At 48.2% G+C, this 21,907-nt stretch carries 27 protein-coding genes; 6 read left to right on the top strand and 21 right to left on the bottom strand.

What is annotated here, in order from left to right; genetic code table 11:
* Position 1: 1 nt before the first annotated feature.
* The 13 genes from ACKRDP_RS06370 to ACKRDP_RS06310 are packed head-to-tail and all read right to left on the bottom strand — an operon-like array spanning position 2 to position 10,095.
* Positions 2–1,318, bottom strand: a complete 1,317-nt coding sequence (locus tag ACKRDP_RS06370; protein ID WP_409153942.1) for a TldD/PmbA family protein — start codon at positions 1,316–1,318, stop codon at positions 2–4.
* 2 nt (positions 1,319–1,320) lie between these two features.
* Positions 1,321–2,037 (bottom strand): phosphatidate cytidylyltransferase, encoded by a 717-nt coding sequence (locus ACKRDP_RS06365; RefSeq protein ID WP_409153941.1) that lies wholly within the window; start codon positions 2,035–2,037, stop codon positions 1,321–1,323.
* A complete protein-coding gene (uppS, locus tag ACKRDP_RS06360; protein ID WP_409153940.1) occupies positions 2,021–2,701 on the bottom strand; it encodes a polyprenyl diphosphate synthase in 681 nt (226 codons plus the stop codon). Before uppS ends, ACKRDP_RS06365 begins: the two co-directional genes overlap by 17 nt.
* Position 2,702: 1 nt before the next feature.
* The gene (locus ACKRDP_RS06355) at positions 2,703–3,449 is read right to left on the bottom strand and encodes a tetratricopeptide repeat protein (RefSeq protein ID WP_409153939.1); all 747 of its coding nucleotides are present in this window, start codon (positions 3,447–3,449) and stop codon (positions 2,703–2,705) included.
* A gap of 18 nt (positions 3,450–3,467) precedes the next feature.
* Positions 3,468–3,788: a hypothetical protein gene (locus ACKRDP_RS06350; RefSeq protein WP_409153938.1), complete on the bottom strand. Its 321-nt coding sequence runs from the start codon at positions 3,786–3,788 to the stop codon at positions 3,468–3,470.
* A complete protein-coding gene (eno, locus tag ACKRDP_RS06345; protein ID WP_409153937.1) occupies positions 3,739–5,022 on the bottom strand; it encodes a phosphopyruvate hydratase in 1,284 nt (427 codons plus the stop codon). The genes ACKRDP_RS06350 and eno overlap by 50 nt, the downstream gene beginning before the upstream one ends.
* Positions 5,023–5,043: 21 nt before the next feature.
* Positions 5,044–6,537 (bottom strand): proton-conducting transporter transmembrane domain-containing protein, encoded by a 1,494-nt coding sequence (locus tag ACKRDP_RS06340; RefSeq protein ID WP_409153936.1) that lies wholly within the window; start codon positions 6,535–6,537, stop codon positions 5,044–5,046.
* Position 6,538: 1 nt separating this feature from the next.
* Entirely contained in the window at positions 6,539–7,987 is a 1,449-nt protein-coding gene (locus ACKRDP_RS06335; protein ID WP_409153935.1) for a complex I subunit 5 family protein, read from the bottom strand.
* Complete coding sequence (locus tag ACKRDP_RS06330) at positions 7,987–8,262, bottom strand: cation:proton antiporter subunit C (RefSeq protein WP_409153934.1); 276 nt, start codon at positions 8,260–8,262, stop codon at positions 7,987–7,989. Before ACKRDP_RS06330 ends, ACKRDP_RS06335 begins: the two co-directional genes overlap by 1 nt.
* On the bottom strand, positions 8,259–9,122 hold the full coding sequence (locus tag ACKRDP_RS06325) for a hydrogenase subunit MbhD domain-containing protein (RefSeq protein ID WP_409153933.1): 864 nt from the start codon (positions 9,120–9,122) through the stop codon (positions 8,259–8,261). The genes ACKRDP_RS06330 and ACKRDP_RS06325 overlap by 4 nt, the downstream gene beginning before the upstream one ends.
* The gene (locus tag ACKRDP_RS06320; RefSeq protein ID WP_409153932.1) at positions 9,115–9,402 is read right to left on the bottom strand and encodes a cation:proton antiporter; all 288 of its coding nucleotides are present in this window, start codon (positions 9,400–9,402) and stop codon (positions 9,115–9,117) included. The genes ACKRDP_RS06325 and ACKRDP_RS06320 overlap by 8 nt, the downstream gene beginning before the upstream one ends.
* Positions 9,389–9,652: a hypothetical protein gene (locus tag ACKRDP_RS06315; protein WP_409153931.1), complete on the bottom strand. Its 264-nt coding sequence runs from the start codon at positions 9,650–9,652 to the stop codon at positions 9,389–9,391. The genes ACKRDP_RS06320 and ACKRDP_RS06315 overlap by 14 nt, the downstream gene beginning before the upstream one ends.
* Entirely contained in the window at positions 9,649–10,095 is a 447-nt protein-coding gene (locus ACKRDP_RS06310; protein WP_409153930.1) for a Na+/H+ antiporter subunit E, read from the bottom strand. The genes ACKRDP_RS06315 and ACKRDP_RS06310 overlap by 4 nt, the downstream gene beginning before the upstream one ends.
* Before the next feature lie 29 nt (positions 10,096–10,124).
* Between ACKRDP_RS06310 and ACKRDP_RS06305 the strand changes: the two genes are divergently transcribed.
* Genes ACKRDP_RS06305 through fmt form a run of 4 tightly spaced genes read left to right on the top strand, consistent with a single transcriptional unit; the run spans position 10,125 to position 12,800 of the window.
* Positions 10,125–10,562: a hypothetical protein gene (locus ACKRDP_RS06305; RefSeq protein ID WP_409153929.1), complete on the top strand. Its 438-nt coding sequence runs from the start codon at positions 10,125–10,127 to the stop codon at positions 10,560–10,562.
* Positions 10,559–10,831 (top strand): TFIIB-type zinc ribbon-containing protein, encoded by a 273-nt coding sequence (locus tag ACKRDP_RS06300; protein WP_409153928.1) that lies wholly within the window; start codon positions 10,559–10,561, stop codon positions 10,829–10,831. The genes ACKRDP_RS06305 and ACKRDP_RS06300 overlap by 4 nt, the downstream gene beginning before the upstream one ends.
* Positions 10,831–11,907, top strand: a complete 1,077-nt coding sequence (ribD, locus tag ACKRDP_RS06295) for a bifunctional diaminohydroxyphosphoribosylaminopyrimidine deaminase/5-amino-6-(5-phosphoribosylamino)uracil reductase RibD (RefSeq protein ID WP_409153927.1) — start codon at positions 10,831–10,833, stop codon at positions 11,905–11,907. Before ACKRDP_RS06300 ends, ribD begins: the two co-directional genes overlap by 1 nt.
* Positions 11,904–12,800, top strand: coding sequence for a methionyl-tRNA formyltransferase (fmt, locus tag ACKRDP_RS06290; protein WP_409153926.1), 897 nt, complete (start codon positions 11,904–11,906; stop codon positions 12,798–12,800). The genes ribD and fmt overlap by 4 nt, the downstream gene beginning before the upstream one ends.
* A 2-nt stretch (positions 12,801–12,802) precedes the next feature.
* Here the strand turns inward: fmt and ACKRDP_RS06285 are convergent, their stop codons facing one another.
* From ACKRDP_RS06285 to dnaG, 6 genes are read right to left on the bottom strand one after another with little or no spacing between them, the layout of a single operon-like run.
* Positions 12,803–13,570, bottom strand: coding sequence for a hypothetical protein (locus ACKRDP_RS06285; RefSeq protein WP_409153925.1), 768 nt, complete (start codon positions 13,568–13,570; stop codon positions 12,803–12,805).
* A gap of 26 nt (positions 13,571–13,596) precedes the next feature.
* On the bottom strand, positions 13,597–14,601 hold the full coding sequence (gene tsaD / locus ACKRDP_RS06280) for a tRNA (adenosine(37)-N6)-threonylcarbamoyltransferase complex transferase subunit TsaD (RefSeq protein WP_409153924.1): 1,005 nt from the start codon (positions 14,599–14,601) through the stop codon (positions 13,597–13,599).
* Entirely contained in the window at positions 14,582–15,820 is a 1,239-nt protein-coding gene (locus tag ACKRDP_RS06275) for a S41 family peptidase (RefSeq protein WP_409153923.1), read from the bottom strand. Before ACKRDP_RS06275 ends, tsaD begins: the two co-directional genes overlap by 20 nt.
* Positions 15,821–15,822: 2 nt before the next feature.
* Positions 15,823–16,200, bottom strand: coding sequence for a hypothetical protein (locus ACKRDP_RS06270; protein ID WP_409153922.1), 378 nt, complete (start codon positions 16,198–16,200; stop codon positions 15,823–15,825).
* A gap of 4 nt (positions 16,201–16,204) precedes the next feature.
* Positions 16,205–17,788, bottom strand: a complete 1,584-nt coding sequence (gene cimA / locus ACKRDP_RS06265) for a citramalate synthase (RefSeq protein WP_409153921.1) — start codon at positions 17,786–17,788, stop codon at positions 16,205–16,207.
* Positions 17,789–17,801: 13 nt separating this feature from the next.
* A complete protein-coding gene (gene dnaG / locus ACKRDP_RS06260; RefSeq protein ID WP_409153920.1) occupies positions 17,802–19,337 on the bottom strand; it encodes a DNA primase in 1,536 nt (511 codons plus the stop codon).
* Positions 19,338–19,358: 21 nt separating this feature from the next.
* Here dnaG and ACKRDP_RS06255 point away from each other — a divergent pair, with 21 nt between their 5' ends.
* On the top strand, positions 19,359–20,057 hold the full coding sequence (locus ACKRDP_RS06255; RefSeq protein WP_409153919.1) for a uroporphyrinogen-III synthase: 699 nt from the start codon (positions 19,359–19,361) through the stop codon (positions 20,055–20,057).
* A 37-nt stretch (positions 20,058–20,094) separates the two neighbouring features.
* A complete protein-coding gene (gene lpxC, locus ACKRDP_RS06250; RefSeq protein WP_409153918.1) occupies positions 20,095–20,934 on the top strand; it encodes a UDP-3-O-acyl-N-acetylglucosamine deacetylase in 840 nt (279 codons plus the stop codon).
* Here the strand turns inward: lpxC and kdsB are convergent.
* Both kdsB and ACKRDP_RS06240 read right to left on the bottom strand, forming a co-directional pair.
* Positions 20,859–21,578: a 3-deoxy-manno-octulosonate cytidylyltransferase gene (gene kdsB / locus ACKRDP_RS06245; protein ID WP_409153917.1), complete on the bottom strand. Its 720-nt coding sequence runs from the start codon at positions 21,576–21,578 to the stop codon at positions 20,859–20,861. The two genes, lpxC and kdsB, sit on opposite strands and share 76 nt — an antisense overlap.
* Entirely contained in the window at positions 21,575–21,892 is a 318-nt protein-coding gene (locus tag ACKRDP_RS06240) for a hypothetical protein (RefSeq protein ID WP_409153916.1), read from the bottom strand. The genes kdsB and ACKRDP_RS06240 overlap by 4 nt, the downstream gene beginning before the upstream one ends.
* Positions 21,893–21,907 lie beyond the last annotated feature (15 nt).

The raw sequence follows: 21,907 nt of genomic DNA, 5'->3' as shown, positions 1-21,907 counted from the left end.
GTCAACCTCCCACAGTTATGTTTTCAATAAGGAGGGAAGGTGAGCCCACGTTCCCGTAGAACTTCAGGTCGCTGCCCACATCCACCACTGAGCTCCATATGTCCCTTATGTTTCCTCCTATAACAACCCCCCTCACGCTTTTTTGCCTCCTTCCTTCCCTGTATATTATACCAGAAGCACCAAGGGAGAAGTCTCCAGATACGGGGTCAACAGTATGCAGGCCCATGAGGTCTGTGATAAGGAAAACATCCCCCTGTAGGAGCTCCTGCAGGCTTTTTTCTCCCGGCTTTATAAAGAGATTTGTTATTCCTGAAAGCGGCAGACTTCTAAAGCCCTCTCTCACCGAGTTACCAGTGGGTTCAGCCTTTGACTTGAGGGCAGTGTATGTGCTGTGGAGAAAGCCTCTGAATACGCCCTCTTCCACCACCGCCTTTTTACGCATGGGATAACCCTCTGCATCCACAGGAAGGCTCATAAAACCACCTTTTAGAGTGCCGTCGTCAAGGATGGTAAGCTTTTGAGAGAAGACCCCTTCCCCTTCCTTCCCCTTCAGGAAGGTTTTACCCTTTACCAGCGTTTCACCAAGGAATATGGGGCTGAAGGCTTCAAGTATCATGGCGGATGCCTCTCTGAAGAAAACCGCTGGCACTTTCGTGGTTCCTATTTCTGAGGGCTTGAGGGTTGCCGTCGCCTTGAAGACCACATCCTCCACTACACTGTCAAAAGGCAGGTCAGCAAGAGCTCTTGCACCGGAAAACTCGTAAGATATGGAGGAGTCTCCATCTTCCTCCGCAAGCACTGCCATCATGAGGGTGTACCATGTGCCCCTGTAGTGGTAATAAAGACCGCAGGAGCTCAAGCAAAGAACCTCAAGCTCATTTTCTTTGAGGCTGACCTTCCTTACGCCCCTGACCCTTCCATCAAGCTCCTTTGCCCTCCTTTCCAGGTCTATTATAAGCTCTATCTTCTCCTCAATAGGCCGTTTCAAGCCCTCCTCGTCATAGAAGGTTTTCAGCTCTCCGTGAGTCCCGCATGCACCCAGAGCAAAGCCCTCGTCCTCAGGGGTTATATCACACACCTGCATGGCCACCTTTGCACACTCCTTTACAGATGCTTCCTCAAGGTCTGTGGTGTATGAAAAGCCCATCCTTTTCCCCCTTAGAACCCTTATACCCACTCCCGCCTCTTCAGCCCTCAGTAGATTTTCAAGCTTTTCTTCAGCGCTTTCCAGGGTTATCTTTTTTCTCCGCTCCATGTAAACTTCATAATCATAGCCTGAGGGTATGACCTCTTCTATCCAGTTCTTAATCTTTTCCATGCTCAAAATTTTAAAAGAAACAGGTAAACCGGTGCTGTGAAAAGAAGGGAATCAAACCTGTCGGTAAATCCACCATGTTCTCCAAGAAGGTTTGAAAAATCCTTTATACCGACCTGTCTTTTTATAAAACTCTTGAAGAGGTCTCCCATAAGGGCTATCACTACAAGAAAAGGAGACCACAGAACTCCCCTGAATCCATGAAAGAAAAGCATGGTAAGAGTCCCGGCAATCGCACCACCTGCAAAACCTTCCCATGTTTTCTTAGGAGATAGTCTGGGAGAAAGAGGCCTTCTGCCAAGGCTCTTGCCCACGTAGTAGGAAAATATGTCTACAGCCCAGACAAAAATCAGAAGCTTTATGAGAGCATGGGTATCCTCCGTTTTCAGTTTTAGCAGGAAAAAGGGAAGTAGCCCGGCATACAGGCAGATTAGAAGGGATTTTAGAAAGCTATCCATGGACCATGGCTTCCACCCTGCATAGAGGGAAAATAGCAGGGCAGAGACGAAACCAAGCTCAATAGAAAGGGAACCTACGAGGAAGGTAAGAGGTGCCAGGTAGAAGAACTTAAACCCAACAGCCCTTGAGACTTCATTGCTTATGAGAAAGGAAAGGGCAAGGATACCTGCGTAGAAAACAGGATAGGGAGAAAGGCTGACCACTATGGCCAGAAGACCTACCAGTATACCTATAAACTCTCTACTTTTAAAGAAGTGCTCCAAATCTTCTCTCCCTCTTTGAAAAATCTCCAAGGGCTCTCATGAGTTCCTCTTTCCGAAAGTCTGGCCAGTAAGTATCTGTAAAATAAAGCTCCGTGTATGCAAGATGCCAGAGGAGAAAGTTGGATATTCTTTTCTCTCCACCCGTTCTTATTAGAAGGTCTGGGTCTGGAACATGGGGCAGGTCTGAAAGTAATTTAAAGCTCTTTTCCGTGGGTTCTAAACCCATATCCATGACTTTTTTTAATGTCCTGAGTATCTCATCCCTGCCTCCATAGTCAAGGGCAAGAAATACATGAAGCTTCTCCTCTGCTGGCCTCAGCCTTTCAACCCTTTCCATTTCCTTCAGAAGACTGAGTGGCAACCTGTCCCGTCTTCCTATAAAGGAAACCCTTATGCCTTTTTCAAAGAGCAACTGGGTTTTTTCTCTGAGATATCCTTCAAGAAGTCTCATAAGACCCTTTACTTCAATCTCTGGCCTTTTCCAGTTTTCTGTGGAAAAGGTAAAGAGGGTGAGCCATCTTATACCCAGTTCCATACACGCGTCCACAAGCTCTTCTGCTCTCTTTACACCCTCGTAGTGGCCGGCTATTCTCGGCAGCCCCCTTTCCCTCGCCCATCTTCCGTTTCCGTCCATTATAACCGCCAGATGCCTTGGTATCCTCATGCTACCTTCCAAGCTTTGTCTTTGCCGTTGCAGCTTCCTCAGAGAGTGGATAATCTCTTATTATGGCCTCATAGTATTCCCTTGCCTTCTGACCTTCACCCCTCTGCTCGTAAAGCCTTGCCAGCTGAAGGAGGGCAGAGGGTGCCTTGTTGCAGTCCACCATCTCCTTTCTCTGACACCTTTCCACCAGGGTGAGCCAGACAGCCTCAGCCTTGTTTAATTCTCCCAGGTCTCTATAAACAACCCCAAGCCACAGATATGCGTTGTCGGTAAGTGGCGTTCCGGGATACTTCTTTATAAACTCTATAAGCCTGTCTCTTGCCTGATTTAGCTGTCTCAGGTTATAGAGCCTTATGGCCTCCTCGTAATCCTTCTGATATTCCTCCGATGCCTGCTGAGGGACGTTCTGGGAAGTTCTTGAAACTTCAGGTGTTCTTTCGGATGGGTTCTGAGTGGGCGGCGCTTCCTTTACCGGCTCTGGCAGTCTTGTTGCCTGACCTGCGCTCTGTCTTTCAATCCTGAGTCTTTCCAGTTCAAGCCTTGTTCTTGCAAGGTTCTCAGAAAGTGTATCAACCCTGGCTTCAGTTCTCAGGTTCCTTTCCTCCAGCGTCTTCTGCCTTTCCTCAAGCTGTGATATCCTGCCCTCAAGTCCAGAGAGTCTTCTGTCAAATTCTTCCTTAGTTATGCCTCCGCAAGATGCAAGAAATACTAAAGAGAACAATGACAGGAAACTCGGGATGCTTCTCATGGTTCTTAAATTATACCATCAACGCCTGAAAAGGAGTATATATTCTCCATCCCTCTGTAGCTGCATGTATTCACGGGCAAATCTCTCCTTGAAGTGTTCAGGGTTCTCTCTTATAAGCTCAAGAAGCTGTTCCCTTTTGTTGTTTTCAGCCCTCTGACGGGCAATCTGGGTATCCAGCTCAATGCCAGCCTTTTTTAGCTCAAAGACCCTGAATATACTATACTGGCTCAGAAAGAGATTGTAAAGGGTGTAAAAAAACATAAGGAAGAAGAAAATCTTAAAAAGCCTGTCAGAAGCTAAAGCCTGAAAATTCCCTCTTCCCTCCGAACTCCGCCTCATGGTCAAGCTCCTCCTCTATCCTCAAGAGTTCGTTATACTTGGCAACCCTGTCCGTGCGAGAGGCAGAACCTGTCTTTATCTGCCCTGCACTGGTTCCTACAGCAAGGTGTGCAATGAAAGTGTCCTCCGTTTCTCCAGACCTGTGGGATATTATTGTCCCATAGCCATTTTCCTGAGCCATATCTATTGTCTGGAGGGTTTCGGTGAGAGTCCCCACCTGGTTCAGCTTTATGAGTATGGCATTGGCAAGGCCCTCCTTTATGCCCTCCTGAAATATGGAGGGGTTTGTCACAAAGAGGTCATCACCCACAAGCTGAACCTTGCTTCCAAGCTCTCTCGTAATGAGTTTCCATCCTTCCAGGTCATCCTCCGCCATGGGGTCTTCTATGGATACTATCGGATACTTTTCTAAAAGTTTAGAGTAAAAGCCGCAGAGTTCCTCCGAGCTCAGCTTTTTTCCCTCAAGGTGGTATAGTTCATCCTCATAGAAGAGCTCAGAGGATGCGCAGTCAAGGGCGAGAAAGACATCCTCTCCGGGCCTGTAGCCAGCCTTTTCTATGGAAAGCATGAGCATGTCAAGGGCCTCTTCTGTGCTCTGCAGGTTTGGTGCAAAGCCACCCTCATCCCCCACATTGGTGGAGTATCCCTTCTCCTTGAGGAGGGCCTTAAGATGATGAAAAACCTCCACGCCTGCCCTCAGGGCCTCTGAAAACCTGCCCCCACACACGGGAACTATCATAAACTCCTGTATGTCAAGGGGGTTGTCCGCATGAACACCACCGTTTATCACGTTCATCAGAGGCACCGGAAGCTTCTTTGCTCTCAGACCGCCAAGATACCTGTATAAGCTCACACCGAACTCATGGGCCATTGCCCTTGCCACAGCCATGCTAACGCCTAGTATGGCGTTTGCCCCAAGCCTGCTCTTGTTTGGAGTGCCATCAAGCTCAATGAGCACTCTGTCTATATGAGCCTGCTGGCCTGCATCAAGACCCACTATCTCTCTGGCTATTACCGAGTTCACGTTGTCCACAGCCTTCAGAACGCCCTTGCCTAAAAATCTTCTTGGGTCGTGGTCTCTGAGCTCTATTGCTTCCTTTTCCCCTGTGGAGGCACCGCTTGGCACCATGGCCCTTCCCTTTGCACCCGAAGAGAGCACCACTTCCACCTCAAGGGTTGGATTCCCCCTGGAATCAAGCACTTCCCTTGCCTTGACGCTCACTATGGATGACATGGCTAAGAATTATAGCACAGCCTACTCTATTTCCCCATACTCTATCCTTGCTATAAACCTGACCCAGGCTAAGGGGTTGAGGGTAAATTCTGCAGAAAGGCCTATCAGGAGGGTAAGTATTCCAGTTATTAGAGGAGGAACGAGCATCATAAGACCTACTTCAAACCTTCTGAGTCTTTTTTCCTTCAACTTTACCTCACCAAACCATGCTCTGAAGGCTATGGGGATTAGGTAAAGAACGCTCAGAAAGGAGCTGAGATACAGCACATACACCGCCCATTCCTGTCCTGCAAACCTCGCTCCCTCTTCCAGGTATTTCTTGGTAAGATAGCCGGCTGTAAGGGGGACACCTATAAGCCCCAGGGAGGCCAATGTAAAAGCAAGGGTGGTAAGGGGCATCCTTCTACCCACACCATTTACTTCTTCAACTCTGTGAATCCCGTAAGCCTCTGAATAATTTCCTACGCACATGAAGAGGGTTATCTTCATGATGCCATGGTTTACAAGATGCAGAAGAGCTCCCATGGTGGCCACAGGTCCGGGTATGAGTATGCCAAGGATTATGTAAGACAGATGGCTTATGGTGGAATAGGCAAGCCTCTTCTTTAATTCACTCTGGAAAACCGCCATCAGAGAGCCGAAGGCTATGGTGAAGCCTGCAAGGTATGCAAGGAACTGCCATAGATTCATAGACTGCACCAGCTGGACGCCGTAGAGGTCATAGACGAGCCTCACAACGCCGAAGGCGCCAGCCTTTACAACTGCCACCGCATGCAGAAGGGCGCTCACTGGGGCTGGTGCAACCATGGCCCTGGTGAGCCATCCATGAAGGGGAAAGACTGCAGCCTTTACTGCCATCCCAAAGAAGAGCCCGTAGAAGAGCAACACGGCAGGCTGTGGGTGTTCTTTAGCCCAGGCTCTCAAGTGGGGATTACCGCCCACATGAAAATCACCATTGCCCACAGCTATGTAAAGGAAAACAAGACATACGAGAAAAAGTGTTCCCCCAGAGACTGTATACAGGAGGTAGAAACCTCCTGCTTTGAGAGCCTTTTCTGTGCCTCTGTGAACCACGAGGGGATAGGTGCTGAGCGTAAGAAGCTCATAAAAGAGGAAAAAGGTAAACATGTTGCCCGCAAGGGCAATGCCCATGGTGGAAGTGACTGCAAGATTGAAGAAAGTGAAAAACCTCCTGCGGTTGGGCGAACCCTCAAGATAGCCCACCGCATAAAGGGTTGTCAGAAGCCACAGGAAAGAGGAAAGGCTCACAAAAAGAAGCCCGAGGGGGTCAATTTTGAGATAAAAGTCAGCAAAAGAAACCATGGGGTAGCTTATCTCAAAGACCCTGCCATTGTAGACTGCCCAGAGAAGATATCCTATCACAAGGAGCTTATATGACGCAGCGCCTATGTTTACCAGAGTTCTCAGCGTATACCATTCCTCCTTGAGGAAGGCTATTATGAGGCTTGCCACAAAGGAGCTGAAAAGCAGGCTGAGCACCATAAACTGGTCCATGTCAGTCCTTCCCTGCAATGCCCTGAAGTAAAAAGCCCGAGACCAGGCCTATGGAGAAGGCTACAAATCCCAGGATAAAGGCTGAGAGTTCCATGAGGCGGGGAATGGGCTGGTCATACAGCTTTTTTGGGTGAGAGGAAAAGCTCTCCTTCCATATGGGGTAAACATACATGGCTGCAAGCAAACTTCCAATAAGGAATATAACACCCTGAAATACAAAGCCTGTCTGTATTGAAGCTTTTAGAAGCAAAAACTTGGCCACGAAGCCTCCACTCAGAGGCAGACCTATGAGGGTTGCTCCGGAAAAGAAGAGGGCAAAGAAGGTAAAGGGGTGGCTGTGGGCAAAGCCAGGCATGTAGGAGAGTTCATCCCTCCTTGCCACATATATGGCGTTTCCTGAAGAGAGAAACATGCTTGCCTTTGCAAGGGCATGAGATAGAGCTTGAAGAGCAAAACCTTCCAGGACCATGGTCTTTACATGGAGGACTTGAGCCTGATAGTATATGGGGACCATCAGGAAAAGGTAACCCATCTGTGCCACGGTGGAATAAGCCAGGAGCATCTTTATGGTTTTCTGCCTTATGGCGTAATAGGAACCTAAGACCACGGCGAGAGCACCGAGGGTGCCCAGAACCCAGCTAAGGTATTCAAGGCTCTTATTCTCCGGGAATACCTCAAGCCACAGCCTGAGTATGAGGTAGGCTGGGGGCTTTACTACCAGCCCCGAAAGAAGTGCACTGGCGGGTGCCACCGTGCTTGAATGGGCTGGGGGGAGCCAGAAGTGAAAAGGAAAGAGGGCGGCCTTTATGGCAAGGGCTATGCTCAGAGGGAAGAGGGTGTAGATGAATTCCTCAGTGCCCGTAAGCCTTTCTGACAGAAGGTTCATACTCAGAGTCCCGTAGCTTGCATAGAGCATTGCCACGCCAAAGAGGTAGAACATAGAGGCAAGCAGGGAAAGAATCAGGTAATTAACCGCCGCCTTTATGGCCTTTCTATAACCCGGGAGGGCAACGAGCACCACCGCGGTAAGGGAGAGAACTTCAAGGGCTACATAGAGGTTAAAAAGGTCCTCAGAAAGAAAAAAGGCATTCAGGCCTGCCCAGAGAAAAAAGAAGAAGAACCAGAAAAACCTTCCTTCTCTTTCATATCCACCTTTGAAAAAACTTATGGCATATACGCTCACAGAAAAACTCACAAGGGCAGTCATAAGAAGGAAAAAACCCGTAAGACCGTCAAGCCGAAGACCTATACCCAGAGGAGCAACCCAGCCGCCAATCCACTGATAGACTGGCTCCCCTCCTTTCAGGGTAAGGTGGAAGGCGTAAAGGGATGAAAACAGGGACAGCACACTGAAGCCCAGCGCAATGTAGGACCTGAACAGACCCAGAAGGGACAGCATGGAGCCTGTAAGAGGAACAACTATCAGATACGCAAGGTCAAAGCCTACCATCACTCCTCCTCATCTCTGCTCATACGCAGAAGCAGAGAGACAGCAAGGGCTGTGGCGCTTACTGCAACCACTATGCCCGTAAGCACGAGGGCATGAGGGACAGGGTCAGGATTTCCCCCTGGCACCCTTTTGGCCGTGCTTATGAAGAAAAGAAATACGCCAGAGCCAAGTATGTTAACCGTGATTAGACGTTTTGCATTGTTCTCTGCCGTGAGGAAATAGTAGGTGCTTACCAGAATAAGAATCAGGGAAAGGAGGTAATAAAAGTCAGTCATAGCCTCCCCCTGTAGGCGGTATAAAGGAGCACAGCAGTAGAGAGCCATATGGAAAGTTCTATGAGAATTATGGAAGGTGTTGCCAGATCTATGGGGAATGTAAGAAAGCCATTGCCTGTGATAGCATAGAGCGTCCCTATGCCCAGAAAGATAACAAGGCTGAGGAGAAGAAGGAGACCTGATATTCTGCCAAAGTTGATTGCCTGTCCGGACAGAGCCAGCAGAACCAGACCACCAGCCAGCAGAGCACCACCCTGAAAGGCACCACCCACTGAAAAGGCACCCAGATAGGTTATGTAAAGGGAAAAAAAGGCAACAAGTGGGAAGAAATGCCTGGAGACGCTCTGAAGTATGGGGTCTTTCCAGAGGTAGACCTCTCTTCTTGTCCCTATAGCCAGAACTCCAAAGGTAGCAAGGGTTATTACACCAACCTCAAGCAGGGTGTCGTAGCCCCTGAAGTTCAGAAGTACTGCAGTTACTGGACTTTCAACTCCACTCAGGGGCAGATTTTCAGAGACAAGGGCTGAAACCCTTACTTCAACAGGTATATTTCTTATGTAGGGCAGCATCCAGAGAAAGAAGAGGAAGCTGACCACACCGGCCCAGAGCTTCCTGTAGGCGGGGACTCTTACACTTTTTATGTTTACACCCTTCATAAGCTTGAATATGAGAACGCCCGTTATACCTGCCCCCAGTATTATCTCCACCATAGCCACATCGGGCGCAGAGAGCCTGACCCACACTAGACCGCTTATCAGCCCAAAGCTCAGAAAGAAAACACCGCTTCTGAGAGTATCTCTGCTGTGCATAGAAGCAAGTGCAGAGAGTAGGAGAAGGGTTCCGAGCAGGAGGTCAAGCATCGCCTCTTTTCCTCTTCTGATGGGCTATGGCGTAGCCAACCAGCGAGCTGTAAACTATGACAAAGAGCCATATTATGATAAGCTTTAGCACCTCAGAAAGACTCTTTGCAGACACCATAACACCCAGAACCACAAAGCCAAACCCAAGAAGGTCTGCCTTCGTAAGGGCATGCAGTCTGCTGTAAGTATCTCTCAGTCTCAGAAGACCCATACTACCCGCAAGAAGAAAAAAGGCTCCAACGAACATAAGGCTCAAGGACAGAACTTCAAGAATTGTCATCTCGCAGGAGTATTATAGCAAAGGCTATGCCACCCATACCAGCAAGAAGTGCAAAGGCAAGAGCTACATTGAGGAGTGAACCCTGCTCCGCATAACTGTGTATAGCAAGAATGAGCGCGGTTCCTCCAGTGCCCAGAAGTAAAGAAGCCAGCATACTGTCCACAAGGCTTGGACCCCTGAGCACCCTCACAAGACCAAGCAAAAGGTTTAAACCAAGAAGCGCAAAGAGTATATGATAGAGCTCTTTCATGAAAACACCCTGTCTACCAGCCTTTCAAGCTCTCTGAGCTTTTCCTCGCTAAAGTCCTTTATATCAAGGGTGTGTATAAGAATTCTGTCTCCTGAGAGCTCCACACTAAGAGTTCCGGGAGTCAGGTTTATCACCATACAGAGCAGAAACCTCGCAGGCTGTTTGTGTGTGGTGAGATTATAAGTAACAAAGCCAGGGTTTACAAGAAGCCTGGGACCAATTACTCTTCTGGTTACATCAATACCGCTAAGAAAAGACTGTCCCAGAAAGGTTATGAAAAAGGATAAAAGGGCAAAAAAGTTGAGTCTGGGAAGGTAGACCCTCAGGAGTTTGTGAAACAGAAGAGCTGTGAAAAGGGATATAGAGCCAAAGAAGAGAGATTTTGCTTCTACACCCGAGATAAGCAGCCACAGGAGGGAGTAGAAAAGGGCAAGAATAAACATAGGCCGCTTCATGCCCTATATTATAGATTATGCTGGCTTTAGTGGGGCTCTTCTTTTTTATTTCCAGTGCTGTTGGTGCTGACTTTTGTATAAAAAGGGTTGAAAACCCCTACCCAGAGCCTTATCTGGATTTTACCTTCAGAAAAAGGCTGGAAAGGGCAATCCTTGAAACTGGAAACACAATAGTCTGCAAAGAGGGTTCTCAGGAGATAATACCAAAGGTTGAGCTCCTGAAGGAAACCCCCATAGCCTTCACCCCACAGCAAAGAGTGAGCGCCTACAACCTTGAACTCAGAGTGAGCCTCACCGTCAACGGCAAAGGGCAAAGTTTTTCCACGGTTGTTCCCTACTCTCAGCCCGATGGCAGTTTTGGAGATCTTCCGAGAAGAGGTGCTATAGAGGATGCTTTTGGTATAATCTACATAGAGATGCTTGAGTTTATAAAAAGAAGTGAGGAAGGAAAATGAAATGTCCCAGATGTGTCCATGTGGACCTCCTTGAAGTAAACAGGTATGGTGTTGTGGTGGATGTATGCCCATCCTGTGGTGGTATGTGGCTGGACAAGGGCGAGCTTTCAAAGATAATTGAAGCTATACGCAGGGCGGAGGGCAGTCTTGATGAAGAGCTGAGAGGAATAACGAGAGAATATCCGGAGGTTTACAGAAAATACGAGGAATACAAGTATAAAAAAAAGAGAAAGTCTATTTTTGGTGAGCTTTTTGATATCTTTGACTGATGGATGACTTGAAGTTTATGAAGAGGGCTCTTGAGCTTGCTCTCCTGCGAAAGGGTCTTACTCATCCCAACCCCGCCGTTGGTTGTGTGATAGTTAAGGAAGGGGAAATAGTTGCGGAGGGATACCACGAAAGAGCTGGTATGCCCCATGCGGAGGTGGTCGCCCTTGAGAGGGCAGGCGAAAGGGCAAAGGACGCCACCCTTTATGTCACCCTTGAGCCCTGCACGCACTTTGGGAGAACCCCACCTTGCACCGATGCCATAATAAAGGCAGGCATAAAAAGGGTGGTTGTCGCAACCCTTGACCCAAACCCTCTGGTTTCTGGCAGGGGTGTGGAAAGGCTAAGGAATGCAGGAATAGAGGTGCAGGTGGGTGTGCTTGAGGAAGAGGCAAAGAGGCTAAACGAGGACTTTTTTACCTACATAACTCAGAAAAGACCCTACATAACCCTCAAGTGGGCGCAGAGCGTGGATGGGTCTCTTGCAACGAGGACTGGAGATAGTCAGTGGATAACCTCGGAAGAGTCAAGAGCCTTTGCCCACAGGCTCAGGTCTGAAGCCACAGCCGTGCTCGTGGGCATCAACACAGTGCTGAGGGACAACCCGAAGCTCACCGTCAGAGCCTTTGAATGGGAAAGGCAACCCATAAGGGTAGTTCTTGACCCTCAGCTGAGAATCCCAGAAAGCTGCCATCTTGTGCAGGAAAGAGAAAGCCAGACCATAATCTTTACCGTAAGCGAGGACAGGGAGAAAATAAAGAGGCTTGAGGACAGGGGTGTAAAGGTCCTTATGGCGCCCGCGGAGGGCAAGAAGCTTGACCTGAAGGAAGTGCTGAGAGAGCTATACTTTCTGGAGGTTATGCATCTCCTTGTAGAGGGTGGAGCGATAACGCTGACTTCCTTCCTAAAAGAAGGGCTTTTTGACCGCCTGTGGGTTTTTTTAGGTCCCGTCCTTATAGGTGAGGGTAAAAGGCTTGGAGATATAGGTGTAGCCCTTCTCAGGGAAGCTCAAAGATTGAGGCTAAGAGAGATAAAATCCTTCGGGGATGATGTGGCTCTGGAGTATGTGAGAACATGAAAATACTTTTCTTTGGCACTCCTGAGTTTGCCACACCTTCACTGAAAAGACTGCACGAAGAATTTGAAATTGCCGGAGTTGTCTGCCAACCAGACAGACCCGCAGGAAGGGGTCAGAAGCTCACACCACCACCTGTCAAAGTTCTGGCTCAGGAGCTTGGGCTTGATGTTTTCCAGCCTGAAAAAAGAAAGGAGCTCATACCCATCGTTGAAAGTCTGAAGCCTGAATGCATAGTAGTGGTTGCCTACGGCAAAATACTCCCACCAGAGGTAATACGCTACCCTGCCTATGGCTGTATAAACCTTCACGCAAGCCTTCTTCCCGCCTACAGAGGCTCTGCACCCATACAGAGAGCCATCATGGCGGGAGAAAAGAAGACGGGAAACACTGTTATGCTCATGGACGAAGGCATGGACACAGGGGACATACTCTCTCAGGAGGAAGAACCCATACTTGAGGAAGACAACCTCAAAGCCCTCTCCCAGAGACTTGCAATAAAGGGAGCAGACCTGCTTGTTAGAACTCTCAGAGAATGGATTGAAGGAAATGTCAAGCCCATCCCTCAGGACAACAGAGGAGCAACCTACGCACCACCCATTCAGAAGGAAGAGCTAAGAATTTGCTGGAAAGCAGATGCGGAAAGCGTGAAAGACAGAATTAGAGGACTTTACCCCGATTGCTACACACTTACAGAAAGGGGCGAAAGGCTCAAGATTCTGAAGGTAAGGGTTGTGGAGGGTGAAGGAGCGCCAGGGGAGGTTATTGATAGGAAAAGGCTCGTGGTAGCCTGTGGCGAGGGGGCAGTGGAGGTGCTGGAGCTAATATCTCCCAAGGGAAAGCTCATGAGCGGAGAGGAGTTTATGAGGGGTTATAGGCTAAAAAGATTGATTTAAAACTAGCCAAAGAGCTCTCTCTTTTTCTCTTCAGGCAGTTTCCTCAAATACTGGTTCAGATAATAGTAGTCTGGCTCGCTTCTCTGGGCTCTTGTTCTTATTTCAAACTGCGGGTCCTCCTGCTTTTCGCAGTTAAAGAGAATAAGCCCTATTCCAAATAGCATGCAAAGCGATTCAAGCCTGCTTATAGTTTCCTGGCCTGCCTGCTTTGGCACTGCTACATAAACCTTGTGGCTAAAGAGCTTGTAGCTACAAGCCTGACCAAAGGCTGTTATTAGAGCGGAGCCTTCCGTTGCAATCTTAACTTCGGCTGTTATAAGCTCAGGAGGTGGCTTTATGGGGTCAATATCAGAAAATTTGTATACACCTATCACATCCGGCGTGCCCCACTTGTCCTGAAAGACGTTTCCCCCAAGAACAACTGCCTTCGTGCATTCACTCAGTTCCTCTACTAGGAAGCTGGCGAAGGGCTTATAAAAATCCTCTTCTTTAAGGTTTCTGGGTGGAAGCTGGGCAGGCTGCTTACCTATCCTCTGGGAGCTCCATACAAACAGACCTCTCTCTGGCATGGATACATTTTTCTCTTTGCCTTCTAAGATACTTTGCCTCAGTTTGTGCAGGGTGCCGTGAATGGTGTTCGGGTTTGCTTCTGGAAGTCTATGCTTTATTTCCCCGTGTAAATCTGAATACCTTATTCCGTTTTGTTTCTCTTTTATTACCTGTAGAGCAACTTTGTATATTTCCTCTTGCTTCTGCCCCTTTCTTGCCATTTATAATTAGAGCAATTATATCATGGTCAACTCCACCTCTTTCCAAAAACCTCCAGCGGAGTGTTTGGCTCTGGGTTTATATCCTCTGGTGCGATTATTCCTCTTTTGAACCTTTCCATGCCTGCGTAGGCTATCATCTGGGCATTGTCCGTTGAAAGTCTGGGATGGGGAATGTGTAGCTCAAAGCCAAGCCTTTCTGAGAGCTCTCTAAAACGTTCTCTCAGTTCAGAATTGGCAGAGACGCCCCCCACTATGGCAAGCCTCCTGACTCCAGTTTTTTCCATGGCAAGAAGCGTCTTTCTTTCAAGAACATCCACCACAGCTTTCTGGAAGGAGGCAGAAAGGTCTTCTTTTGAATAACTGCCGGATTCCACGAGCTTTCTAACTGCAGTCTTGAGCCCGCTGAAGGACATGTTAAGGCTTTCATCCTCCATCATTGGTCTTGGCAGGCTGTATACTGGCTTTCCTTCCTTTGCCAGCCTGTCTACTACTGGTCCTCCCGGATATCCAAGGTTCATAAGTTTGGCAACCTTGTCGTAGCTCTCTCCCACTGCATCGTCAAGGGTTCCCCCAAGGAATACATACCTCCCAAAGCCTTCTACAAGATACAGGTCTGTATGGCCACCCGAGACTATGAGAGCAAGAAAGGGATATGCAACCGGCTTTTCCAGAAAGACGGAGTATATATGCCCCTCAAGGTGGTGGACTGGGACAAGGGGCTTTTTGAGCATGTAAGCCATTGCCTTGGCGAAGCTAACACCCACCACAAGGGAGAGGATGAGCCCGGGAGTAAGTGTAAAGGATATGAAGTCAACCTTCCTTATGTCAAAGCCCGTCTCATTGATAAGTCTGTCCAGCAAGGGAAGAAGATTTCTTGTGTGCTCTCTTGCGGAAAGTTCGGGAACAATCCCTCCATAGGGAAAGTGCACCTTTGCCTGAGACAGAATTATATCCCCTATTACCCCCTCACTGTCTGAGTATATACACAGGGCAGTCTCGTCGCAGGAGGTCTCAACCGCCAGTGTGTGCATAGCCCTTGGTGCCTGACCTTATGACCTCAACAGCCTTCTTTAGCTGGGGGTCAAGTTCAGGTTCAAGTATGAGTCCAGAAGCACCCTGAAGTCTCCTCTGTCTTATGGTTTCCTGGAGTTTTTCTTCTTGCTCCTCAGAGACCTTTACTTCGATGTCTGGCTGTATACCCTTTTTGTCAATAAGCCTCCCCAGTGGTGTGTAGTAATGGGCAACCGTCAGCTTGATGGCCGAGCCATCCTCAAGGGGTATTATGTTCTGAACAGAGGCCTTTCCAAAGCTCCTCTCTCCCACTAGAACTGCCCTTTTATGGTCCTGCAATGCACCCGCCACTATCTCCGATGCGCTGGCAGAGCCCCTGTTTATGAGAACAACGAGGGGAACATTCTCCGGAAGAACTGGCTTTTTCCTTGAGAAATACCTGTTTACCTCTCCATTCTTCGTTTTTGTGTAGACTACAAGCTTGCCCTCCTTCAGGAAAAGCTCAGATACGTTTATAGCCTCCGTCAGAAGCCCGCCAGGGTCGTTTCTGAGGTCAAGCACTATCCCCTTTACGCCCTGAGATGTTAAATTTCTTATTGCCTTTTCCACCTCTTTTCCTGCACCATCCGTAAACTGGGACAGCCTTATGTAGCCCACATCCTGAAGCTTTGTCCACTTTACACTTTCCACTTTTATAACTGCCCTTTCCAATTCAACTTTAATGGGTCTGTCTGCTCCCCTTCTCATTATGGTCAGGTTTACTTTTGTTCCAGGCTTTCCTCTTATCCTTCTGACCACATCCATAAGGTTCATGTTGGAGGTATCCTCGCCGTCTATCTCAAGGATAATGTCTCCGGACCTGATACCCGCCCTGAAGGCAGGCGTCCCCTCTATGGGTGATATGACTATGGGTCTTCCCTTATCCATGCCTATCTCTATTCCCACACCGCCGAATTCTCCCTCTGTCTCCTGCCTGAACTCTCTGTATTGCTCAGGGGTGAAAAAGGCTGAGAAGGGGTCAAGGGACTTAAGCATGCCATTGAGGGCACCGTATATAAGGTCCTTTGTGTTGGTTTCACCCACATAGTTCTCCTTTACGGTGCGGAAGACATCGGTGAACATCCTGAAGTATCTGTATTCATCCTCCTGTCTGTTGCCCTGAGACGCGCCGGCACTTCCAAGCACAAAGCCCACCGCAAAGGTTATAAGGAAAAGGCCAAAAAGTTTAAACCTGCTCATTTTCACTTCTCCTCCATTCTGATAAATATATTCTTTATGTCTTTCAGGTAAAAGCCTGCCTCACCCACCTGAGAGCCTCCTTTGCAGTATGTGTTTGCAGGAAGGTAGTATTCCTTTGAGGTTCCATCCTTAAGGGAAAGCCTGACTTTGAGTTGCTGTCCATCCTGACTTATAACCTCCAGAGACCTGAGGACTGAGAAGTTTATGGCATATTCAAGACCTCCCTCTCTCACTCTCAGGTATCCCCTGCCGTTGCATGAAAGCCCTCTGAGGCTGTGCTTTAAACCTTCCCTGTCCTCCAGCTCAATCCTGAGTCTGTTGTCCCTTGGAGGCTCAGCCATGGAGAGGATAAGGGGCAGTAGTATGAGCCACCTCTTCATAGACCTAAATTATACCCTCTTCTTCATCCTTATGCAGTTTGTAAACCAGACTGTCTGTGAGGGCTATCCAGGAGGCCTCTATTATGTTCTCGGAGACTCCCACCGTTCCCCACTTCCTTTTACCATCGGTAGATTCTATAAGAACCCTCACCTTTGCACTGGTTCCCTCCAGTTCGTTCACTATCCTCACTTTGTAATCTATAAGCTGAACCTCCTTGAGGTTGGGGTAGAACTCCTCAAGGGCTTTTCTAAGAGCTCTGTCAAGGGCACTGACTGGTCCGTTCCCGAGGGCAGCTGTGTGCTGTTTTATATCCTCCACAAAGAGTCTCACCGTCGCTTCAGAAACTGGCAGGTGGTCTGTGCTTCTCTTGGCTATGAGAACCCTGTATGCGTCAAGGTTGAAGTAGTCTCTCACAAGCCCGAAGTGCCTTTTACACAGAAGCTCAAAGGAGGCCTCCGCCGCTTCAAAGTGGTATCCTTCCTTTTCAAGCTCCTTAATTTTTTCAACCAGCTTCAGAAGCTCTGGAGACCTCTCCTCTACCTCAATGCCCATCTCTTTCAGTTTATAAAGTATGTTGCTCCTGCCGGAAAGGTCTGATACTGTTACCTTTCTCCTGTTGCCTACAAGAGCAGGGTCTATGTGTTCGTATGTGCTGGCATGTTTCATGACTGCAGAGGCATGCACGCCGGCCTTGTGAGCAAAGGCGCTTTCACCCACATAGGGCATGTTCTTTGGCAGAGGCATGTTGGAAAGCTCTGATATAAAGTGGCTGAGCTCTGTAAGTTTTCTCAGGCTATCTTCTGGCATTGCCAGAAAGCCCATCTTGAGCTGCAGGTTTGGGATTATGGAGCAGAGGTTTGCATTTCCCGTTCTCTCTCCTATGCCGTTTATGGTGCCATGCACCTGCCTTGCGCCTGCAAGCACTGCCATGAGGGAATTGGCAACACCAGTTTCAGAGTCATTGTGGGCATGTATGCCTATCTTTGCCTGTGGAAAGGCCTCCTTTACCTTCTTTGTTATCTCGTAAACCTCGTGGGGAAGACAGCCACCGTTTGTGTCGCAGAGCACAAGCCAGTCTGCACCCCCATAAAGAGCAGACCGTAGCACCTCAAGGGCATACTCGGGGTTATTCTTGTATCCATCAAAAAAGTGCTCTGCGTCAAAAACCACTTCCTCCACATGTTTTTTCAGGAAACTCACCGATTCGTAGACCATGGAAAGGTTTTCTTCAAGGCTTGTTTTGAGCGCCTCTGTCACATGAAAGTCCCAGCTCTTGCCAAAGATGGTTATCACCCTTGCACCAGACTTTATAAGGTTCTCTAACTGTGGGTCTTCCTCTGCTCTCTTGCCGGGCCTTCTTGTGGAGCCAAAGGCAACAAGCTTTGCATGATGGGGTCTGTATTTTCTTAGTCTCTCAAAGAGAATAGTATCTTTGGGGTTTGCCCCCGGCCATCCACACTCTATGTAGTCAATGCCAAACTCATCAAGTTTATGCAGTATTCGTAGTTTATCCTCCAGGGAGAAGTTCACGCCTTCCGCCTGAGAGCCGTCTCTCAGAGTAGTGTCATAAATGAAAACCTTTTCCATAATATAAAATATATCACTTCCTGAGTCTGAGCTTTCTGGGCTGTTCTCTGCTTTCTTTTCTGAGCTGGTCAAAGTCAAGAGCCGGTCTTTCCTCGGGAAGGCCAAGTGCTCTAATGCTCTCCTGAAAAGCCCTTTCAAGGTTGAAAATTCTTAGGTTCTTTATGTAATCGGGAAGGAGGTGGTATTCCTCCCTCTGCAGGGCTTCTATAAGCTCCATTGCCTGAGGAGAGAGTCTGAGGCTGTTGAGGTCCACACCCTCAAGACCAAACCTGTAAAGCCCTGCCAGCAAGACGGCTTCGTGGTAGCTGAGGTCCACCCTTTCTCCCTTTGCTTTCCTTTCTACCTTTGGAAGCCTCTCCTGAAGGTTTGTTATGGGAAGACCAGTGGCGGATGATATTTCCCTGAGAAGTTCGAACTTCCTGAGGCCATCCGGTATAAAGCCGCAGAAGTAAAGAAGGTCCTCAAGGGCAGACCTGTTTCCCTTCTCTATATCCCTAAGGAGCTCTTCTTCCACTGTAGGAGCTGAACTTATCATCTTCCTTAGACCTTCTGGGTCCTTCTTTACGAAGGAGTCGGGGTCTTCCCCCTCAGGCAGGTATACAACCTTCACCTCCATCCCGGCGCCGATCAGGTATGGCACAGAAGACCTGACAGCCCTTCTGCCTGCACTGTCCCCGTCGTAGAGGAGTATGGCTGTCTTTGCCATTCTGGAAAGTATACCTGCATGCTCTTCCGTGAGTGCTGTTCCAAGTGGTGCAACGCAGTTTCTTATGCCTTCTTGCCACAGGCTCATAAGGTCAAAGTATCCTTCCACCACCACCACCTGCCCCGATTCTCTTATGTAATCCTTTGACTCAAAAAGACCAAAGAGTGTAGCCCTCTTTCTGAAAACCTCAGACTCAGGGGAGTTCACATACTTGGGATGGCTTCCATCAAGGCTTCTTCCACCGAAGGCCACCACATTACCCTTTATGTCCCTTATGGGAATTACAAGCCTGTTTCTGAAAAGGTCTCTGTATACTCCAGAGTCTAACCTTGTGAGATTTGAGCTTTTTTCGTATACCCCCAGAAGCCCCTCTTCCATCAGCCTCTTTACCAACGCCTCTGTGTTTCCACCAAAGCCGAGAGAAAACCTGCTTATGGTCTTTGAGCCTATTCCCCTGCTCTGCAGGTATTCAAGCGCTGTCCTGCTCTTTTTGAGCTCCTCATGGTAGAAGTCCGTAACCCTCTGAAGAGCAAGCAAAAGCTGACTGTCCTTTTCCCTTTTTCTTACGCTTACCCTTATACCATATCTCTTTGCCAGCCTCTCAAGAGCCTCCCAGTAGTCCACATTCTCATACAGGCTCACAAACTTTACCGCATCACCCCCCACTCCACAACCAAAGCACTTAAAAATACCCTTTGAGGGAGATACATAGAAGGAAGGGGTATCATCGGGATGGAAGGGGCACCTTGCCACATAGCTGTTTCCAACCCTTTTGAGCTCTATGTAGGAGGATATAACATCCACTATGTCAATCTTTCCAAGGAGTTCTCTGGGGGAAGGCATGGAGTAAATTATATTCCCTGGATGCCTCTGAAAGTTATCCTAACCAGAAGTCAGGAGGACATAGAGAGGGACAGAATAATCTTTGAGAGAGCTGGCTTTGAAGTCATACCCATGCCCCTGATAGAGGAAGAGCCCATTGACTTTGAGCCTCCGCAGGAAAGCTTTGACTTTGTGGTCTTTCAGAGCCCGAGGGCAGTAAGAGCCTTTTTTTCCAAGTGCAGACTTGAGAAGGAAAAGATTGTGGTGGTGGGAGAAAAGACCAGAAATGCGGTTGAAGACTACGGCTACAATGTATGGGCAATGCCTGCAAACTACTACGGACAGGAGGTTTTGAAACTTTTTCATGGCCTGAAAGGGAAAGTGCTGGTTCCAAAATCTGCTATAGGCAGGGATGAAGTGGTGGAGGGGCTCAGGGCTCTTGGCTTTGAGGTGTATGCCCTTGACGTCTACAGTGTAAAGACAAGGCTTTACAGAAAGGAGGAAATTCTTGAAGTCCTCTCTCGGGCAGATGCTATCCTCTTTGCCAGCCCTTCTGCAGTAAGGGGTCTTCTTGCAAACTTGCAAAAGGAAGAAGCAGAAAGGTCTCTGAAGCCCCTTAAAGTCCTCTGTATTGGCAAAACCACAAAGGAATTTTTTGAAAGTGAGGTAAACCTGGAGTGCCTCGTGCCTGAAAAACCTTCAGTTGAAAAGGTGGCGGAGCTTTTGAAAAGCATGGTATAAAATTTGCATTATAAAATTTGCATTAATGAGATGTGAGATGAGGCAGAAAACCCTCCTTAGGGAAGTGGAGTTTGAAGGCGTGGGCATTCACAGCGGTGAGGTTTCAAGGATCGTTCTGCACCCTGAGAGGGAAAACACTGGAGTAAGGTTTTTTATTAAGGGCACATACATCCCTGCCAGCTACAGGTATGTGCTTGGCACTGACCATGCCACAGTTCTTGGAAAAGATGGTGTCAGAGTAAGCACTGTGGAGCATCTGCTTGCGGTTCTTTACATGCTTGGAGTGGATAACCTTACAGTAGAGTTTTTAAGTGGGTGTGAGGTTCCCATACTTGACGGAAGTGGTTATCACTTCTACAAGCTACTGAAAAATCTGACCACTGAGCTTGAGGAGGAAGCGAGAGTTTTTGAGCTAACAGAAAACTTTGAAGTGAAAAACTGTAAAGGCTACATTAGGGCGGAGCCTTATGAGGGCTTCTGCGCAGCATACAGGGGCTATGTGAGGGGTCTTCTTGAAGAAGGCACAGCCCAGTATTGTGGAAATGCAAGGGAAGTGGTCTTTGCAAGAACCTTTTGCTACGAGGAGGAGGTGGAGTTCTTGCTTCAGAAGGGTCTTGCAAAGGGGGGGAACCTCAAAAACGCAGTTGTTATAGGAGACGGTTTTGTTTACAACCCTGAGGGAATGAGGTCAAAGGACGAGCCCATAAGGCACAAGCTTCTTGACCTTCTTGGAGACCTGAGCCTGCTTGGTATGAGGCTTAGAGGGAAAGTCTTTTCTTACCTGGGGGGTCATAGCCTCAACTATGATTTCGTGAAAAGCCTTGCTGAAAGCTCTCTCTCTACGAGTCTTATGTCCTCTTCTGTGTCCACTCCGTGATAGTAATTCTCTGAGATTATAACCCTTATTCTGTAGCCAGCTTCTAAGAGCCTGAGCTGTTCCAGCCCTTCAAGCTCCTCAAGAAGGCCCCTTCCCATAGAGGTAAACTCCAGCAAGGTCTCCTTCCTGAAGGCGTATATACCCACATGCTTGAGAGGGTAGAGGTCTGAGCTTTTTTTCATGTGGGGAATGGCGGACCTTGAGAAGTAGAGGGCTGTGTGGTCCCTTGCAAGGACAACCTTTACCGAGTTTGGGTCTTCGTAAGCCTGAGTGTCTCTCAGGGCAAGGGTTGCCACTGGGTGCTCAAGTAGGGCTTCAAAGAGCCTGCAAATGTCTTCTTTGTAAACAAAGGGCTCATCCCCCTGATAGTTAATCACGCAGTCCACATGCTCATCCCTTATCACATGAGCAACCCTGTCGCTTCCCGAGGGAAGCTCTGAAGGGGTAAACCTTACTTCTACAGGGAGGTCTTTTACGCTGTGGTAAATCTTCTCGCTGTCCGTAGCAAGGACTACCCTTTCACCAGTTTTCAGACAACCCTCCACCACCCACCTTATAAGGGGCTTGCCAAGTAAAGAAACAAGAGGCTTTTCATTTAGCCTTGTGGAGCCGAGCCTCGCTGGTATTACGATCAGCCTTTTCATCGCATGGACAGGTAAACTATTACCATAAGAAGCAGAAAAAGAAGAATAACAAGCGTCATGAGAAGTTTTCTGTAGCTGTTTATGTCCCTTGAAAGGGACAGTATCATTTCATCCTTACTTCTTGAAACCTGTTCTATGTTCTGTATGTATTCTGTCAGCTTCTCAACTTTTTCCTTGAGGGATGTTTTTTCCATTTCAAGCCTATAGAGCTTTTCATGTATGGAGTTATTTTCAAACTTTAGGTTTTCCAGCTCTTTTCTGCACTTTTCCAGTTCCTCTACATACTCTCTGAATTTATCGTATTGCTCCTGCATCAGTAAGAATTATAA

This window comes from Pampinifervens navoyensis (genome assembly GCF_046159715.1).
In the GTDB taxonomy this organism is placed as follows: Bacteria; Aquificota; Aquificia; order Aquificales; family Aquificaceae; genus Pampinifervens.
The sequence above is the reverse complement of the archived record's forward strand: the minus strand, read 5'-3'. Positions and strand labels throughout refer to the sequence as shown.

Coding starts and splice junctions, on each gene's coding strand:
- ACKRDP_RS06370 (WP_409153942.1), bottom strand. CDS start 1,318: ATGGAAAAGATTAAGAACTGGATAGAAGAGGTCATACCCTCAGGCTAT.
- uppS (WP_409153940.1), bottom strand. CDS start 2,701: ATGAGGATACCAAGGCATCTGGCGGTTATAATGGACGGAAACGGAAGA.
- ACKRDP_RS06355 (WP_409153939.1), bottom strand. CDS start 3,449: ATGAGAAGCATCCCGAGTTTCCTGTCATTGTTCTCTTTAGTATTTCTT.
- ACKRDP_RS06350 (WP_409153938.1), bottom strand. CDS start 3,788: ATGAGGCGGAGTTCGGAGGGAAGAGGGAATTTTCAGGCTTTAGCTTCT.
- eno (WP_409153937.1), bottom strand. CDS start 5,022: ATGTCATCCATAGTGAGCGTCAAGGCAAGGGAAGTGCTTGATTCCAGG.
- ACKRDP_RS06340 (WP_409153936.1), bottom strand. CDS start 6,537: ATGGACCAGTTTATGGTGCTCAGCCTGCTTTTCAGCTCCTTTGTGGCA.
- ACKRDP_RS06335 (WP_409153935.1), bottom strand. CDS start 7,987: ATGGTAGGCTTTGACCTTGCGTATCTGATAGTTGTTCCTCTTACAGGC.
- ACKRDP_RS06330 (WP_409153934.1), bottom strand. CDS start 8,262: ATGACTGACTTTTATTACCTCCTTTCCCTGATTCTTATTCTGGTAAGC.
- ACKRDP_RS06325 (WP_409153933.1), bottom strand. CDS start 9,122: ATGCTTGACCTCCTGCTCGGAACCCTTCTCCTACTCTCTGCACTTGCT.
- ACKRDP_RS06320 (WP_409153932.1), bottom strand. CDS start 9,402: ATGACAATTCTTGAAGTTCTGTCCTTGAGCCTTATGTTCGTTGGAGCC.
- ACKRDP_RS06315 (WP_409153931.1), bottom strand. CDS start 9,652: ATGAAAGAGCTCTATCATATACTCTTTGCGCTTCTTGGTTTAAACCTT.
- ACKRDP_RS06310 (WP_409153930.1), bottom strand. CDS start 10,095: ATGTTTATTCTTGCCCTTTTCTACTCCCTCCTGTGGCTGCTTATCTCG.
- ACKRDP_RS06305 (WP_409153929.1), top strand. CDS start 10,125: ATGCTGGCTTTAGTGGGGCTCTTCTTTTTTATTTCCAGTGCTGTTGGT.
- ACKRDP_RS06300 (WP_409153928.1), top strand. CDS start 10,559: ATGAAATGTCCCAGATGTGTCCATGTGGACCTCCTTGAAGTAAACAGG.
- ribD (WP_409153927.1), top strand. CDS start 10,831: ATGGATGACTTGAAGTTTATGAAGAGGGCTCTTGAGCTTGCTCTCCTG.
- fmt (WP_409153926.1), top strand. CDS start 11,904: ATGAAAATACTTTTCTTTGGCACTCCTGAGTTTGCCACACCTTCACTG.
- ACKRDP_RS06285 (WP_409153925.1), bottom strand. CDS start 13,570: ATGGCAAGAAAGGGGCAGAAGCAAGAGGAAATATACAAAGTTGCTCTA.
- tsaD (WP_409153924.1), bottom strand. CDS start 14,601: ATGCACACACTGGCGGTTGAGACCTCCTGCGACGAGACTGCCCTGTGT.
- ACKRDP_RS06275 (WP_409153923.1), bottom strand. CDS start 15,820: ATGAGCAGGTTTAAACTTTTTGGCCTTTTCCTTATAACCTTTGCGGTG.
- ACKRDP_RS06270 (WP_409153922.1), bottom strand. CDS start 16,200: ATGAAGAGGTGGCTCATACTACTGCCCCTTATCCTCTCCATGGCTGAG.
- cimA (WP_409153921.1), bottom strand. CDS start 17,788: ATGGAAAAGGTTTTCATTTATGACACTACTCTGAGAGACGGCTCTCAG.
- dnaG (WP_409153920.1), bottom strand. CDS start 19,337: ATGCCTTCCCCCAGAGAACTCCTTGGAAAGATTGACATAGTGGATGTT.
- ACKRDP_RS06255 (WP_409153919.1), top strand. CDS start 19,359: ATGCCTCTGAAAGTTATCCTAACCAGAAGTCAGGAGGACATAGAGAGG.
- lpxC (WP_409153918.1), top strand. CDS start 20,095: ATGAGGCAGAAAACCCTCCTTAGGGAAGTGGAGTTTGAAGGCGTGGGC.
- kdsB (WP_409153917.1), bottom strand. CDS start 21,578: ATGAAAAGGCTGATCGTAATACCAGCGAGGCTCGGCTCCACAAGGCTA.
- ACKRDP_RS06240 (WP_409153916.1), bottom strand. CDS start 21,892: ATGCAGGAGCAATACGATAAATTCAGAGAGTATGTAGAGGAACTGGAA.